The 16,872-nt window shown below is 33.4% G+C and carries 12 protein-coding genes; 11 read left to right on the plus strand and 1 reads right to left on the minus strand.

The annotated features are described in order from the left end of the window. Positions 1–83 precede the first annotated feature (83 nt). The 9 genes from D8M03_RS09250 (at position 84) to D8M03_RS09290 (ending at position 14,064) form a co-directional block, all read left to right on the plus strand. Positions 84–539 carry a DUF2269 family protein gene (locus tag D8M03_RS09250; RefSeq protein ID WP_170148420.1) on the plus strand — a complete coding sequence of 152 codons (456 nt, stop codon included), beginning with the start codon at positions 84–86 and terminating at the stop codon, positions 537–539. A 335-nt stretch (positions 540–874) separates the two neighbouring features. Beyond that, a complete protein-coding gene (locus D8M03_RS09255) occupies positions 875–1,648 on the plus strand; it encodes a PAS domain-containing protein (protein WP_121214486.1) in 774 nt (257 codons plus the stop codon). Between the two features lie 252 nt (positions 1,649–1,900). Beyond that, a complete protein-coding gene (locus D8M03_RS09260) occupies positions 1,901–3,967 on the plus strand; it encodes an EAL domain-containing protein (protein WP_121214487.1) in 2,067 nt (688 codons plus the stop codon). Positions 3,968–3,992: 25 nt separating this feature from the next. Next, positions 3,993–7,205, plus strand: a complete 3,213-nt coding sequence (locus D8M03_RS09265) for a response regulator (protein WP_121214488.1) — start codon at positions 3,993–3,995, stop codon at positions 7,203–7,205. Between the two features lie 16 nt (positions 7,206–7,221). Continuing rightward, positions 7,222–8,070 carry a CheR family methyltransferase gene (locus D8M03_RS09270; RefSeq protein ID WP_121214489.1) on the plus strand — a complete coding sequence of 283 codons (849 nt, stop codon included), beginning with the start codon at positions 7,222–7,224 and terminating at the stop codon, positions 8,068–8,070. A 1,213-nt stretch (positions 8,071–9,283) separates the two neighbouring features. Further along, positions 9,284–10,819 (plus strand): spore germination protein, encoded by a 1,536-nt coding sequence (locus tag D8M03_RS09275; RefSeq protein WP_121214490.1) that lies wholly within the window; start codon positions 9,284–9,286, stop codon positions 10,817–10,819. After that, on the plus strand, positions 10,816–11,943 hold the full coding sequence (locus tag D8M03_RS09280) for a GerAB/ArcD/ProY family transporter (protein ID WP_121214491.1): 1,128 nt from the start codon (positions 10,816–10,818) through the stop codon (positions 11,941–11,943). Before D8M03_RS09275 ends, D8M03_RS09280 begins: the two co-directional genes overlap by 4 nt. After that, positions 11,933–13,048, plus strand: a complete 1,116-nt coding sequence (locus D8M03_RS09285) for a Ger(x)C family spore germination protein (RefSeq protein ID WP_121214492.1) — start codon at positions 11,933–11,935, stop codon at positions 13,046–13,048. Before D8M03_RS09280 ends, D8M03_RS09285 begins: the two co-directional genes overlap by 11 nt. Before the next feature lie 107 nt (positions 13,049–13,155). Next, positions 13,156–14,064: a VanW family protein gene (locus D8M03_RS09290; protein ID WP_121214493.1), complete on the plus strand. Its 909-nt coding sequence runs from the start codon at positions 13,156–13,158 to the stop codon at positions 14,062–14,064. Positions 14,065–14,097: 33 nt separating this feature from the next. On the opposite strand, the gene D8M03_RS09295 is transcribed toward D8M03_RS09290, so the two are convergent. Further along, complete coding sequence (locus tag D8M03_RS09295) at positions 14,098–14,412, minus strand: hypothetical protein (protein WP_121214494.1); 315 nt, start codon at positions 14,410–14,412, stop codon at positions 14,098–14,100. 133 nt (positions 14,413–14,545) lie between these two features. On the opposite strand from D8M03_RS09295, the gene D8M03_RS09300 reads away from it, so the two are divergent. Next, positions 14,546–15,262, plus strand: coding sequence for an SIR2 family NAD-dependent protein deacylase (locus D8M03_RS09300; RefSeq protein ID WP_121214495.1), 717 nt, complete (start codon positions 14,546–14,548; stop codon positions 15,260–15,262). Between the two features lie 17 nt (positions 15,263–15,279). After that, positions 15,280–16,869, plus strand: coding sequence for an amidohydrolase (locus D8M03_RS09305; RefSeq protein ID WP_121214496.1), 1,590 nt, complete (start codon positions 15,280–15,282; stop codon positions 16,867–16,869). Positions 16,870–16,872: the final 3 nt, after the last annotated feature.

The raw sequence follows: 16,872 nt of genomic DNA on the forward strand, positions 1-16,872 counted from the left end.
TTAAAATGCTTTTTCACAAAAACCTTAATAAATATATATACAAAGACGTATACATAACTATACTAATAATATGGGGTGGAATGTTGGAAATTCTATTTAAACTGTTGTTATTATTACACATTTTAGGCGCAATATGCGGCTTAGGAGCAACTTTTGCATCACCTTTTATTATGAAAAATGCTCGGAATGTTCGAACTGCCGCTTATGCTCATATGGTAAATGGAAAAGTAGAAAAATTAGCTAAAATAGGAAGTATCACTTTATTATTAACAGGATTAATTATGGCCATAATCCATCCATATTTATTTAAAACGGGATGGTATATAGTTTCGATTGCTTTATATATATTAACTCAACCGATTGTTGCTTATCTTATTCCGAAACATACGAAAACCCTCATATCGATTTTAGGACAGGCAGAGGGAGACGAACTTCCTTATGATTATATCCAAGTGTCCAAAAAAATTGCACCGCTCACAATGGCAGCACAAGTTTTATTAGTAATATTAGTTTTTCTTATGGTTTTCAAGCCATTTTAATGTGAATTAGGCTATGCAGGAGTGAATCTGCATGGCTTTTTTATTGTTCCTGCTTTGGTCACATCTAAAAATAGGCATGGTTCTTTCCAGAAGGAGTTTTCTGCATAGCTTTTTTATACTTATTTTTGCTCCTGCGGTGGTCACAACACGTTGTCACCATCCTCGTCGCAAATTGAGAGTCTGAAATTGACCTTTCAGACTCTCAATTTGGAACCTATTCTAAAAATAGGAATAGGTTCCTATCGAAATAAGAACTCACGGGGATATAATTGTTATATGTTTTTCACCTATTATTAAGAGGCAGTTTTTGAACTATATTGGAGGTAACATTTTTTATGTCACTTAATCATCCCAATAGATTTCCTGACAATATTCTCTATCGTTTTCCTTCATCAAAATTACATAACTCCAAAGACGGTGTATTTGTATTAGAACTTCTTGATCATCAATTTATATACAAGTATGCAAATCCTGCTGGGGTAGATTTATTAAATCTTACAGAGAATGTTGAAGGAAAGACTATTGACGATCTTTTTCCACCGTTTGAAGCAGCGTTTTTGAAAAAATATTACTACATGACCGCATCTACGAATCAAATTACAACATTTAACAGTTATAAACGGAGCCATCAACGGATTGGTACTTATGAAACGGAACTAACACCAATTAAACACTCAGATGGCTTTTATATTTTAACGATTATCCGTTCTCATTCTACAAATTTTGAACAATTTACAAACCCATTAATATTAAAAAATCCTACAAATTTAAATGAACAAAAAACTAGTGCCGAATATCAGTTAGATTGTGATGGATATTTTTTAAAGGCAAATCGTGAGGTTGAAGATATTATTGGCTATCTACCATTTGAATTAGTAGGTACAAACTTTTCTCAACTTCTCCCATTTAACGAATTATTTAAAGTGAAGCAATACTTCCAACAAGTTTTAGAAGGGCAATCCGTTCAATTTAAAACTGAACTGGTTCATAAAAATGGACAATTGGTAACCTTTAAATTATCCCTAAAACCAGACATCAAAAATGGAAAAATAAAAGGTGTCACTGGAAAAGTAGAAAAAATGCTAAAAAGGGAAGTTGTAACATCATAGTAACATTTTCCCTCTATCTGAATAATCTGATTTCATTCCTCTGATTGTAAAAAATAGTAAACTTTTTACAATCAGATTATTTTTTTATTAAACCATCAATATTTTACGATTTTATTGTATCTTTTTACCTATTACTAAAGATTAAATATTTTCATTGTTCTACCAAATCTCTACCATTACTGCATAATATTATGGTATTCTTTTCTTAATACGATGGAGAATTATCATCGATGAAGGGTGGAGATTTTATAGATGAATCAAACAGATACAATTAACATTCTTTTAGTAGATGATCGCCCTGAAAATCTATTAGCGTTAGAAGCTATTATTGAACAAGAAGATTATAATTTAGTAAAAGCTTATTCGGGGGAAGAAGCATTAAAATACCTTTTAAAGTTTGATTTTGCAGTTATATTATTAGATGTTCAAATGCCTGGGCTGGATGGATTTAGTACTGCAAAAATTATTCGAGCTCGTGAAAAAACAAAAAACATCCCAATCCTTTTTGTTACAGCGAATAATTTAGATTCTGAACAGATTTTCATGGGGTATTCTGTTGGTGCCATTGACTATATTTTAAAACCCGTAGACCCCTTAATTTTAAAATCGAAGGTTGCTAGATTTGTAGAGCAATACATACTTCGTCAAAAACTCATTGCACAAACAAAAGAATTAGAAGAAAAAAATAATGTTATAAAATATATGGCCTATCATGATGGGTTAACTGAATTGCCCAATCGGCGGATGTTGAACGAACAAATTATTCAGAATATTAACAAATCAAAACGTTTAAATGAGCCCCTTGGTGTGTTGTTTTTAGATTTAGATCGTTTTAAATATGTTAATGATTCATTAGGTCATTTAATGGGGGACAAGCTACTACAGTTAGTCGCAAAAAGATTACAATCTAATATTCTTGAACAAGACTTTGTGGCACGAATTGGTGGCGATGAATTTGTGATTTTACTCACTAATAGTGACCGTGATGAGTCCTTAATGGTAGCTCAAACCATCTTGGAAGCTTTTAAACAACCCTTCTATTTAGATACGTATGAATTTTATATCACTACATGTATCGGCCTTGCTGTTTTTCCATATGACGGGGAAGATTCAATCTCCTTATTAAAAAATGCAGATGCAGCATTATACAGAGCTAAAGAACAAGGGAAAAATAAATACAAAGTTTTCCACACAGGTATGAATATTGAATCGTATCGCACTTTTTTACTTCAAAGTGATTTACGAAAAGCTATTGAACGTGATGAACTTTCCGTTGTATATCAACCAAAAGTCAATATTCACACGGGAAAAATTAGTAGCGTAGAAGCACTCGTTAGATGGCATCATCCAAAATGGGGTATGATCCCACCCAATGAATTTATCCCTTTAGCAGAAGAAATTGGGTTAATTGTGGAAATTGATAAATGGGTGTTGCAAAATGCGTGCAATCAAATCGCTCAATGGAGAAATAATGAATTAGGTTCAATTCGGATTGCAGTCAATTTTTCTGCACAACATTTTCTTCAAAAAAACTTAGTGAATGAAATTATTGAACAATTAGCAATATCGAATATTGACCCTAATTTATTGGAAATAGAAATCACTGAGACAGCACTTTTAGGAAATGAAGAGTTTATTATTTCCACGTTACTAAAATTAAAAGAATTAAAGATCCATGTAAGTCTGGACGATTTTGGTACAGGTTATTCTTCATTAAATTACTTAAGGGTGTTTCCATTTAGTACTGTTAAGATTGATAAAGCATTTATTCAAGAAATAACTAATCAAGGTGAAAAAAGCCTAGCCATTGTAGAATCAATCATTCATTTAGCAAATAGATTATCCATTAATGTAGTGGCTGAAGGGGTAGAAACTTTAGAGCAATTAAAAATATTAAAAGAATTACAATGTAATGAATATCAGGGCTATCATTTTTGCAGGCCATTACCGCCTGAAGAGCTATTCGAATTTTTGGAAAAATATGAAACTATACTAACTGAATCACCAACAGAATCTGCACCATTACTTAATAACGTAATTGAGATTCAAAAAGAACCAATTCGGTTAAACCATGACATTGTAAAACTTGCTATACAACAAGTCAAAACTTCATACCTTCTTTCTACGAGGGAAGTGGATGTTTTTTCATTAATTGTAGATGGTCTAACCAATAAGGAAATTTCTGAAAAACTCTATATTAGTGAACATACAGTAAAAAATCACATTACCAATATTTTTTCAAAAATAAATGTTTCAGATCGAGTGCAGGCGATTGCGTTAGTTTATGAAACATGCATTCAAAAAGAGGAAGCTCAATGATTGCTTTTGAACGGGGAGTGTTTTAATGAAAGTTCGCACTAAAATGCTAATTTCCCTACTCGCGCTGCCATTTTTGTTAGTTTTGATTATCATTATGATCTTCAATCAAACTACAGATTTGAACAATGCGTCAGCAAATATAAAAGCAAACTTTGACGCTTCGGTTCTATCTGGACAAATTCGAGCAGATATTAAAGACCAAGAAATCATCTTAAGAAACTTAATGATCTTTGAAGATGAAGCATTAATAAATCGAGAGTTAGCGGAATTACAACAGGAGAAGGATAATGTAACAGAAAATATGCTCATGTTAGAAAATTATGTAAAAACTTCCGAGCAGCAAAAAATTATGCATGATTTGAAAAATATTAATACGAATTTTGTCCATTTTGCCAATCAAATTATTCAATATTTTGATACAGGAAAACCAGATGTTGCGAAACGTTTACTAAATGAAAATTCAGAGCCCTTACATGAAGAATTAACTTTAACCATGAGAAGCTTAACCAATACCTTTGATAACGGTTTAAAGGAAACTCTTATTGATTTTTTAAGTAGTATGAAAAAAGAAATTATTACTTTCAGCATTATTTTAGCTGCAAGTATCATTCTCATGCTATTTATTTCAGCTAAAATCGTCTTTTCCCTTATAAAGCGAATTGGGAATATGGCAACAATTATGAGTAAGATTGCAAATAATAATGAAAAACTTACCACAAAACTTAGCATTAAAGGCAACGATGAGTTAGATGCAATGGCAACATCTTTTAATCGAATGACCGAAACTCTAGAAATACAAAAAACAAAAGATCAAGAAACAACATGGAAAACAACAAATATTACAGATATAACGACAAGTTTAACTGGAACAAGAGATCTAGAAGCTTTAGGTCAAACATTATTGTCCAAACTAGTTCCACTGTTAGATTGCAGTTATGCCGTTTTTTATGTAAAAGATTTTGATAGTCCTAGGTATAAATATCTTGCTAGTTTTGCGGCTAACAAAAAAGAGTTAATTAAAAAAGTAATTGAGCCGGGGGAAGGTTTACTTGGACAAGCAATCGTCGAAAAACGACCAATTGAGTTAAGAGATATCCCTGCAAATTATATTCGAATTTCCTCAGCAATCGGGGAAGCTGCACCTTCTGTGGTATATATTTTGCCGATTCAATATGAAGGAGAAGTCAATGCAGTGTTAGAATTTGCTACTTTTAATACATGCATTGAAAAAAGAAGACAATTTTTAGATGATCTAGAAAGTAATTTAGGCATCGTTTTAGATAGTGTGATGGGACGAATCCAATTAGCAAAACTATTAGAAGAATCTCAAACACTTATGGAAGAAGTACAAGCGCAATCAGAAGAATTGCAGAATCAGCAAGAGGAATTGAGAGCAACCAATGAAGAGTTAGAGGAACAAACAATCGCACTTCGACAATCGGAGCAAAAACTACAATTACAACAGGAAGAGTTAGCTCAAACAAATGTGGAACTAGAAGAAAAAGCAAAAATTCTTGTAGAGCAAAATATCAAATATGAAGAAGCAAATCGAATTGTCGAACAGGCAAGATTAGAACTTGAACAAAAAGCTGAACAACTAGCATTAAGTTCTAAATACAAATCAGAATTCCTTGCAAATATGTCCCATGAATTAAGAACACCTTTAAATAGTTTAATTATTTTATCAAAATTACTATCTGATAACCCAACGCATAACTTAACGGATAAACAAGTGGAATATGCCAAGACGATTTATGCAAGTGGGAATGATTTATTAGTTCTAATTAATAATATTTTAGACTTAGCAAAAATTGAATCTGGAAAAACTGAAATCATTACAGGAGAAGTTAATTTAGCTAACTTAATTGAATTTGTGGAAAATAACTTCAAACCAATCGCAGACAATAAAAATTTACCATTCCATATCTATGTGGAAGAAAATACTCCTAAAACAATTACGAGTGATGAAGTTCGAATCCAGCAAGTTCTAAAAAATCTTTTATCCAACGCCTTTAAATTTACAAATGAAGGTGAAATTCAGTTAAACATTTCACTAGATTCAAATCGCTCAAAACGAAAAGGCAAACCTGTTATAGCATTTTCTGTAAAAGATACTGGTATTGGAATTCCTCAAAACAAACTGGATCTAATATTTGAAGCATTCCAACAAGCGGATGGCACAACAAGTCGAAAATTTGGTGGCACTGGTCTTGGCCTGTCTATTAGTAAAGAAATTGCAAGTCTTCTAGGTGGAGAAATTGAAGTAGAAAGTATTGAAGGAAAAGGTAGTACATTTACTTTATTTATTGGTGATTACGAACAGGTTACTCAACAGGATTCATATGAAGAAGTAGCTGTAACAGTAGTTGAACCTGTCGTGGAAGAAATGAAAATTACCATCCCAGATTTCACAAACGATCAAACAAAAGAAAATAGCCATATAAAGAGATTGCTAATTGTAGATGATGACCTGAATCATCGCAACAGTTTGATGGAACTAATCGGAAATATGGATTTTGTAATCAATTCCGTTTCATCAGGACGTGAAGCTATCGAAATATTAAAAATAAACAAATTCGATTGCATTATTTTAGATTTAGGATTATTAGATACAAATGGTTTCGATTTATTAACTCAAATTAAAAACCATGAAGAATACCAATCTATTAAAGTAATTATTTATACTGGTCGTGATTTAACAAAACGTGAAGAAATGGAGCTTAGTAAACACGCGGAAACAATCATTATTAAAAATGAACATTCACCAGAACGACTGATTGCAGAGCTTGAACTTTTCTTAAGTCACGAGGTGGACAATGATATTCCAATGTCTCCAGCACAAGAACTTGAGGCAAAAAATCACAAATTAGCAGGTAAAAAAATATTGTTGGTTGATGATGATGTACGGAATGTCTTCGCACTTTCTAGCGTTTTAGAAATGGCTGGCTTAGAAGTTTTATTTGCAGAGAATGGCCTTGAAAGTTTAGAAGTTTTAACTAACAATCCAAACATCGATTTAGTATTAATGGATATCATGATGCCTGAAATGGACGGATACGAGGCTATTACGAAAATTCGCTCAAACCCAGTATATAAACAATTGCCAGTTATCGCATTAACTGCAAAAGCGATGAAAGAGGATCGTGAAAAATGTTTACAAATTGGTGCTTCGGATTATATTTCTAAACCTGTTGAACCTGACCAATTACTATCATTATTAAAAGTATGGCTATATTAGGTGAAGGGGTTTTCAAATGCAAACAATCGGATTCACTGAAGAAGAAATTGACGAAACTGAAAAATTAGAAATTCAATTGTTATTAGAAGCGATTTATTTAAAATACGGGTACGATTACCGAAACTATGCCTATCCTTCCATTAGAAGAAGGATAAAGCATCGTTTATTTGCAGAAAAATTAACGACTATCACCAGTTTACTAGACAAAGTATTTCACGATACGGCATGTTTTCAACGATTAGTTGGAGATTTTTCAATTAATGTTACTGAAATGTTTCGTGACCCGCCCTTTTTTAAAGAATTTAAGGAAAAAGTAATTCCACTGCTTAAAACTTATCCATCGATTCGTATCTGGCATGCAGGTTGTTCAACAGGGGAAGAAGTTTATTCAATGGCCATATTACTACAAGAAGAAGGACTGTATGATAAATCTAAAATTTATGCAACTGATATCAATTCAGATGTTTTAAAAACAGCGAAAAGTGGCATTTTTCCATTAAATGCAATGAAGAAGTACACGAATAATTATTTACAAGCTGGTGGAGAAAAATCCTTTTCCGACTACTATAAGGTGACAGATGTTGGCGTAAAGTTCAATTCGGATTTAACAAGAAACGTTGTATTTGCTCAACATAACCTTGTAACAGACAGTTCGTTTAACGAATTCCACGTCATACTATGTCGTAATGTTTTAATCTATTTTAATAAAGAATTACAAAATAGTGTGCATGAATTATTCTACAATAGCTTAGGCATGTTTGGAGTTTTATGTCTAGGTAATAAGGAATCTATTAACTACACAAAACTACAAAATTATTACGAAGCAATTAATCATCACCAAAAGATTTATCGAAAGATTAAATAAGTTAGAAACGGCTTACTGAGGTAGGCCGTTTTTTTATTGGTTGCTTTTTGAATTTTTTGTGATGACTCATTAATTATTCAGTGTATAAACGGTGGAATAGGGTGAAGATTTTGTGTAAGTACATATATTAAATTTTTTATTAAAAATGTTTAATCCCCATAAAACAATGGCGGTATTTTTTAAAAAAAGGAGACGATTCTTTTAGAACAAAGGCAGCCTACTACTGTAAGCCGCCTACTTTATTAGAAGTTTTAGAAGCTGAACAGTTTGTGAGCGGACCTAACATAAGCACTAAGACAAGTCGTAAAGACAACCACAAGTTGGCTTTGCGGCTTGTGTGCTTAGTCCGCTCACATCAATTACACACTTTATTAAAATCCTAATTCATAAAACCAATCACAATAGTCCTAAATTATTTTTATAAAAAGGAGACAATTCCTTTAAAACAAAGGCGGCCTACCACTGTAAGCCGCCTATTTTATTAGAAGTTTTAGAAGCTAAACAGTTTGTGAGCGGACCTAACACAAGCACTAAGACTAGTCGTAAAGACAACCACAAGTTGGCTTTGCGGCTTGTGTGCTTAGTCCGCTCACATCAATTACACACTTTATTAAAATCCTAATTCATAAAACCAATCAAAAATAATCCTAAATTATATTTTTATAAAAAAGAGACAATTCCTTTAAAACAAAGGCGGCCTACCACCGTAAGCCGCCTATTTTATTACATGTTTTAGAAGCTATACATATTGTGAGCGGACATTTACACAAGCACTAAGACAAGTCGTAAAGACAACCACAAGTTGGCTTTGCGGCTTGTGTGCCAAGTCCGCTCACATCAATTACACACTTTATTAGAATCCTAATTCATAAAACCAATCAAAAATAATCCTAAATTATATTTTTATAAAAAGGAAACAATTCCTTTAAAACAAAGGCGGCCTACTACTGTAAGCCGCCTACTCAATTAGAAGTTTTAAAAGCTGAACAGTTTGTGAGCGGACCTAACACAAGCACTAAGACAAGTCGTAAAGACAACCACAAGTTGGCTTTGCGACTTGTGTGCGTAGTCCGCTCACATCTAACCACACTTAATTAAAATCCTTATTAAATAATTTTTATTCGACTTTTACAAGGCAAAAAATGAATTACCGTATAGTTTTTGCATCCATTGTAAAAAATATATAAACAAGAATAAAAATGGGGAGATTGCGATGTTCAACAAAAAAAAGCAAGACAAAGAAAAAAACGAAAACAAAGACCAAGAAAACAAAGAACAACAACAGAATGAAGAAAAACCAAAACACGAACCAATTTCTCCTGACAAAAATCAATTTCTTTTAGATGTAAAACAAAAACTTCATTCACCATCGGATTTCATTGTTCGCTTTGTTTCCGACAACATGACATTAGTCTACGTTGATAACTTAGTTGATAACAAAATGTTAAACGAAATAATCTTAACTCAATTACACGAAGTAGAAGAAATACCTGAAGCAATCCACCTAAAATTAAGCATTCCTGAAGTTGATGTTGTTAATGAACTAAACAAATTCATTGGTGATATGCTACAAGGTGCCGCCATTGTTCACGTAAATGGATATGATCAAGTGGTCGTTGCCAAGATTTCAGCATATCAATCAAGAGGACTATCTGCACCAGAAAACGAATCGCAAGTTATTGGTTCGCAAGTCGGGTTTAATGAAAACTTATCAACCAATATTTCCCTTATTAGACGATATATAACGAATCCAAATTTATGTAATGAAAAATTTGTCTTAGGAAAACAAACCAAAACTTCACTTTCCGTATTGTATATACACGGGATTGCCATTGAAGAGTATATCAACACCGTAAAACAAAGAATTACTGATCTTGAAATTGAAGATTTAATAGATAGTTCCGTTTTAGCTGAATTAATTGATGATAATTCGAGATCTATATTTCCACAAATGCTATTAACGGAAAGACCAGATAGATTTTGTGACGGTTTATTAAGCGGCAAGATTGGAATTATTGTGAATGGCAGTTCAATGGGAATCCTTTGCCCTTATTCATTTATAGAATTTTTCCAAAGTAGAGAAGACCAGAACTTACGATGGCCAATTGCATCTTTTATTCGCCTTTTACGATTTTTTGCCATTCTAATTTCGATTTTTCTTACGCCCATTTACGTTGCTTCTCTTACATTTCATTATGAAGTAATTCCACAGCCTTTATTAGTACCATTAAGTGAATCAAGAGCGATTGTTCCATTTCCACCAATTATCGAGGCACTTATTTTAGAACTGATTATTGAATTGTTACGAGAAGCTGGTGCTAAATTACCTACAAAAGTAGGTCAAACAATCGGTATCGTAGGTGGTATTGTTATCGGTACTGCCGCGGTTGAAGCTGGGATTACGAGTAATATTTTAATCATCATCGTTGCACTTGGAGCTCTATCTTCCTTTACAACACCAAACTATATGATGGGTAATGTAATTCGCATTATAAGATTTCCCATTATATTATTAGCTGGGTTCTGGGGATATTATGGTGTCATGATAGCAGTATGTATTTTGTTCATCCATTTATTACGTTTAACTACATTAGGTGCACCATATATGGCTCCTTTTTATCCACCAAGATTCAAACAGTGGCCGAATAGTATTATTCGCTTTCCAATTACATTTATCCAACGCCAAGCTGTGAATTCTCGAAACAAAAAAAATGATTCAGAACAGAGTGGAAAGAAGGTGTCAAAGTGAAAAATACTATTTATGTGGGGAACACTCAACAATTTAATGCATTTTTACTTTTCTATATTGTTGTCGCTGCACAAATTGGTGTAGGAATTCATGGGTTTCAACGAGTTCTATACGAAGACGCAAAACAAGATGCATGGATATCATTAGTTTTAAGCTTTGTATTTGCACATATTGTCGTTACTGTCATGATGAAAACATTAGATATGTTTGAATCTAATGATCTTTACGGCATACATTTAGATATTTTCGGTAAATACTTTGGGACAACTCTAAATTGTATCTACTGCCTTTATCCTTTGTTCGCATTTATAGCTATAGTAATAAATTATATTGAAGTAATTAATACATGGGTATTCCCGTATTTAAGTCCAAATTTTTTGTGCTTAACTATATTAATTATTACCATTTATGCGTTTACAGGTGGACTTCGAATAATCGTTGGACTTTGTTTTTTTAGCTTCTTTTTTATTCTTTGGATTCCACCAATACTTATTATTCCATTAAAATATTCTGATTGGAATTTCCTATTACCTATATTAGATAATGAACTTAAGGATATTGCAAAAGGTGTTCTTTCGATGACTTTTACGATAATTGGGTTTGAAATTATTAATGTTATTTATCCTTTTGTAAAAGAAAAAGATAAATATAAACGCTATGTCCATTTGGGTTTACTTTTCACTTTTTTATTATATTTAGCAATTTTATTGATATCCCTCACTTTTTTCAGTGGGGGACAATTAAGTAAAACCATTTGGGCAACTTTAACGTTATTTAGTATTATTCGTCTCCCGTTTATAGAGAGAGTGGAGATTATTACTATTTGTGTTTGGTTGATTATTATTTTACCAAATCTTTGTTTATTCATGTGGTCCGCTTATAGAGGGATTATTAGAATGAAGGTCATAAGTCCTGTAAAATTTTCCGTTTTCTTTGCTATTATCATTTTTATAGCTAATATCCTTTTCTATAAAAGGTCTACAATTAATATATATGACAAGTATTATGGTCGAGTAGCGTTTTTTATTGTATTTATTTATCCTTTTATCCTATTTCTCTTAGCATGGATAAAGAAAAAATTTAGAAAAATAAAAACTGCAGGTGAGCATAATAATGAAAATTAAAAACTTTATAATTGTTCTCATTTGCATAATAATTTTGACTGGTTGTGCAGAATCAAGAATTCTTGAAAGAATCAGTATCACAACTTTACTCGGATATGACCTAGAGGAAGAAAATAAAGTGACGACAACAGTAACTGTACGACAAGTATCCCCCGATGATAAAAGTAGTGTTGAAACGCAAACAAATACCGAAGATACTAGCTTCGGAACCCGTATAAAAGTGGATTTACAAACGGCGAAAAAAGTAATGGCCGGCCAACTACGTGTAATATTAGTTGGAAATGAACTTGCGAAATCAGGAATTGAACAACCTTTGCAAAGAAACATGATGAATTCAGAAATTAGTAATAGTATTTATTTCGCAATAGCTGATGGAACTGCGAAAGAAATTATTGAAGGTGAGTATGAACATATTACAGACATAGGGCAACATGTTTATAATTTAATCCATCATAACGTAGAATCCCAACATTCCGTTTCCCCTACGTTGCATGAAATTGTGCGTAACGATTACTCACCTTTTCGTGATAACGCGATTCCTATTATCAAAAAAAATGACCAAGTTATTAGTATTAAAGGTCTTGCTCTATTTCAAAAATCTAAAATGGTTGGCGAGTTATCTTCAACGGATACCTTTTATGTCATAATGCTACGTGATAAATTTGAGTCTGGAGCGTTGGAATTAACCTTACCTGGTAACACGTTAAGTAGTACTCAGGATAAGGATAATAAATTAGAAGTAGGAATCAATTCGATTAGATCCAATCGATCCTTAAAATTAGTTGATGCTTCAACAATAGAATTTGATATTAACGTTGAAATTAAATGTCGATTGGTTGAACTCCACTCTAATGAAAATACTGGAGAACCAGAGGTAACCAAAAAATTAGAAAAGGCTATTGCTGCAGAGATAGAAAAAGAACTAGCTCGAGTGATTAAAATTACACAAGAGAAAAATTCAGATATTTTTGGCTTTGGTGATGTATATCATGCAAGCGTGCGTCATTCCGGTTTAACAGAGGAAAAATGGTACGAAATGTACCCAAATGCGAAGATGAATCCTAAAGTGAAAGTTGAAATACTCCGAAATGGAATATTTGAATAATATTTTGTGGTGAGCTGATTAACATTTTACAGGATAAAACCATATCGAATAGGGAACAGTACATTTAAGAACTTACATAATTTCAAAAGACAAGGTTGGGTTATGTATTGAAGAATCAATGTACTGTTTTTTTCTTTTCTATCTTAATATTGCTTTACCCTTATCAAACATTCGCTTTTGTTCCATTTACAGAAATTAATCCTAAAGATCAAACGATAAAAATTATAGATCCACTAACAGAAAAAATCGTCAAAGAATTCGAACCAGATGATTTGCAGCTTCTGACTAACATAGAATCCTATAAGCAAAACATTGAAAAATGGGTTTCAGAATATGCAAGAATCTATAAAAAGCCTATGATACTTGATCGTTTAGAGGATAATGGGGAAGTGGCTAAGGGGAAACCGCGCATCACCATTGATGAAACATCATTAGTTCATTCTATTTTAGAACTATCCTTTTCCGGTGGAGAAGTGGAATTACCATTAATTTATACAGAGAGTGATTATGACACTAAAGACGTACCTTATTTAACAGAAGTGGTTTTAGCTTCTTATACAACTTTTTTTAATAGTGCTAACACTGGACGTAGTAAAAATATCGAATTATCAGCTATGGCAATTAATAATGTGATCGTTGGGATTGGCGATATTTTCTCCTTTAATACCATTGTTGGGCCAAGAGATGTCACTAATGGCTATCAAGAGGCACCTGAAATTATTAAAGGAAAATTAGTAATGGGTATTGGGGGAGGAATTTGTCAAACTTCTTCCACACTATTCAATGCGGTCGATCGATTAGGTGTAAAAACCATCGAACGACACAGACACTCAAAAGACATAGGCTATGTTCCAAAAGGAAGAGATGCTACTGTTTCTTTTGGAGGCTTAGACTATCAATTTAAAAATACAACAGGAGTCCCTTTTGTTATTAAAACTTATTATCATCCTGGATCATTAACCGTTCAAATTCGAACATCTCAAGAATATGCTGAAATACTAAGAAATGAATTATAAAAAGCGTATTAGAAAGGCTCTTCTAATACGCTTTTAATTTCCCCAAGGCTGCTCACCGTATCGTCTTAGTCCTACAACTTCACCATCATTATTTTTTAATCGATTATAAACATAATTTATTTTATATTCGTTATGTTTATCAAAGTCAATTTTTTCATAAAAATTCTTCGGTAAAACAAGTTCGCGTTCATCAATCAACAAATAGTACTCACCATTGTTCTCAACTATATTTTCTTTTTCTATTTCAAAGGTACCTTCAATCGATACATCATTAAATGAATAAAATCCAACTCCCATGAATGCAACAACTATGATAGCAATTACAATCATCCACTTACTTTTTCTCATGCCTATCACCTCATCTTATATACGAATCACCCGAATAAAAGTTTCAAAATATTCACTACTCTATAGAATAGGATTTTTTAAAATACATATCGAATTAAATGACTAGCATGTAGTAGAAAGGGGTATTAAGTGGATGAAAGAGTTAGAAACAGTTCGAGATTGGGTTCAATCATCGAAACAAACGGTTATTCTTACAGGCGCTGGGATGTCGACAGAAAGCGGAATTCCTGATTTTCGTTCATCTTCGGGCTGGTGGAAAAATATTGACCCTCATACCGTGGCACATATAACTGCTTTAGAAAATAATTATGACCTGTTTCATGAGTTTTATTCTATGAGACTATCAACTTTAGATTCCTGTGAGCCACATGATGGCCATTTTATATTAGCGGACTGGGAGAAAAGGGGACTTGTCCATACAATAGCAACCCAAAATGTAGACGGCTTCCATGCAAAAGCAGGGAATCAAATCATAGCTGAATTACATGGTTCGATCCAAAATTTCAGATGTCATCAATGCGAATCTCAAGCAACAAGAGAAGCGTTTCTCAACAAGGAAAAATGCCTGAACTGTGGAGGCAAATTACGACCGAATGTTGTATTATTTGGTGAGAGTTTGCCTGAAAATAGTTGGATGAAAGCACTTAATGCCATTCGTGAAGCGGAATTAGTCATTGTTATTGGGACAAGCCTGGAAGTGTACCCAGTCAATCAACTCCCAACGATGACAAAGGGGAAAACTGTATTTATTAATAAAGATATTACGAGCAATGCAAATGGTTTTGATTTAGTGATAGAGGGTAAAGCAAAAGAAATTCTAACAAACATTAATCTTTTACTTACCCATTAGTAGAAAGGATTGTTCAAATGAAACAGCTTTGGTATGGCGGAAAAATATATACGATGGAAAAAGAACAAGAAACTGTAGAAGCAGTACTAGTGGAACAAGGGAAAATCATTGCCTTGGGAAGTTTTGTAGAGTTACAAACTCAAGCAGATGAATTCCATGATTTACAAGGGGCAACGATGTATCCTGGATTTGTCGATAGCCATTTACACATCCTCTTCCAAGGAGAAAAATTAGTACGTCTTGATTTATCCCAAGCAAGAACAGCGGAAGAAATGCTCGATTTAGTTAGAGAAGCGGCAAAAAACACGCCGGCTGATCAATGGTTGTTTGGGGAAGGGTGGAACGAAAACAATTTCCCTGACAAGAGAATTCCGACAATCAGTGAACTGGATGAAATACGAAAAGCACCAATCTTACTAACACGTATTTGTCATCATGTAATGTTAGGGAATACAGCCGCGCTCAAGAATGGTGGTATTACAGAAGAAACCGTTTCACCATCTGGTGGAGAAATTGGTCGAGATGCTCAAGGAAAATTAAACGGGTTGCTTTATGACAAAGCAACCAATCTAGTAACAGAATCAATTCCTCGCGAAGGACAAAGCTATATTGATTCATTAGTGGAATTGCTCAACTTCGCTATTGATGATATGTTGTCAAAAGGATTAACTGGTGCACATTCAGAAGATATGAGCTACTTCGGACATTTTACAAATCCTTTAACTGCTTATAATCGTGTAGTAGGTGAAAAACAACATTTCCGTGTACATTTATTACGTCATAATGCCGTTTTTGAAGAAATGATGATGGCCAATGTAGAATTTGATGGACCTTTTATTGAACTAGGTGCAATGAAAATCTTTGCTGACGGTGCTTTAGGTGGTTCAACTGCAGCATTATTACAACCATATACAGATCAGCCAAACAACAAAGGACTATTAATTCAAACCGATGAGGAGGTAGAAAATTTAGTCAAACTTGCACGACAATATAATGAGGCCATTGCGGTTCACATTATAGGGGATGCCGGTGCCGAACAAATAATTAGTGCAATCGAGAAATATCCAGCTCCTACTGGGAAAAGGGACCGATTAATTCACTGTTGCGTATTAAATGAAGAGTTGATTGAGAGAATGTCAAAGCTTCCGGTAGTTTTAGATTTACAACCAGCCTTTGTTCCTTCTGATTTCCCATGGGTTATTAATCGCCTCGGCGAAGAGCGATTGAAGAATGCCTATTCATGGAAAAAATTACTTGATCGAGGGTTTATGTGTGCAGCAGGTACCGACGCGCCGATAGAAGATATTGATCCACTTTTATCAATCTATGCAGCTGTAGAACGTAAAAAAGTGGGGGAAAACCATGATGGATATCTACCTTCTGAAAAATTAACGCGGTTTGAAGCAATCAAAATGTATACTTATGGCAGTGCCCAAGCCATTTGTAAAGAACATGAACGCGGGTTAATCAAAGAAGGGTACGATGCTGACTTTTCAATATTCGATCGCGATTTATTTGATGGAACATCAGAAGACATGCTAAAGGCAAAAGCAGTAAAAACTGTAGTTGCGGGGAAAATTGTTTTTGAGCGAAAAACAGTAAACTAACAA

The sequence above is a fragment of the Ureibacillus endophyticus genome (assembly GCF_003628435.1).
Taxonomy (GTDB): Bacteria; Bacillota; Bacilli; order Bacillales_A; family Planococcaceae; genus Ureibacillus; species Ureibacillus endophyticus.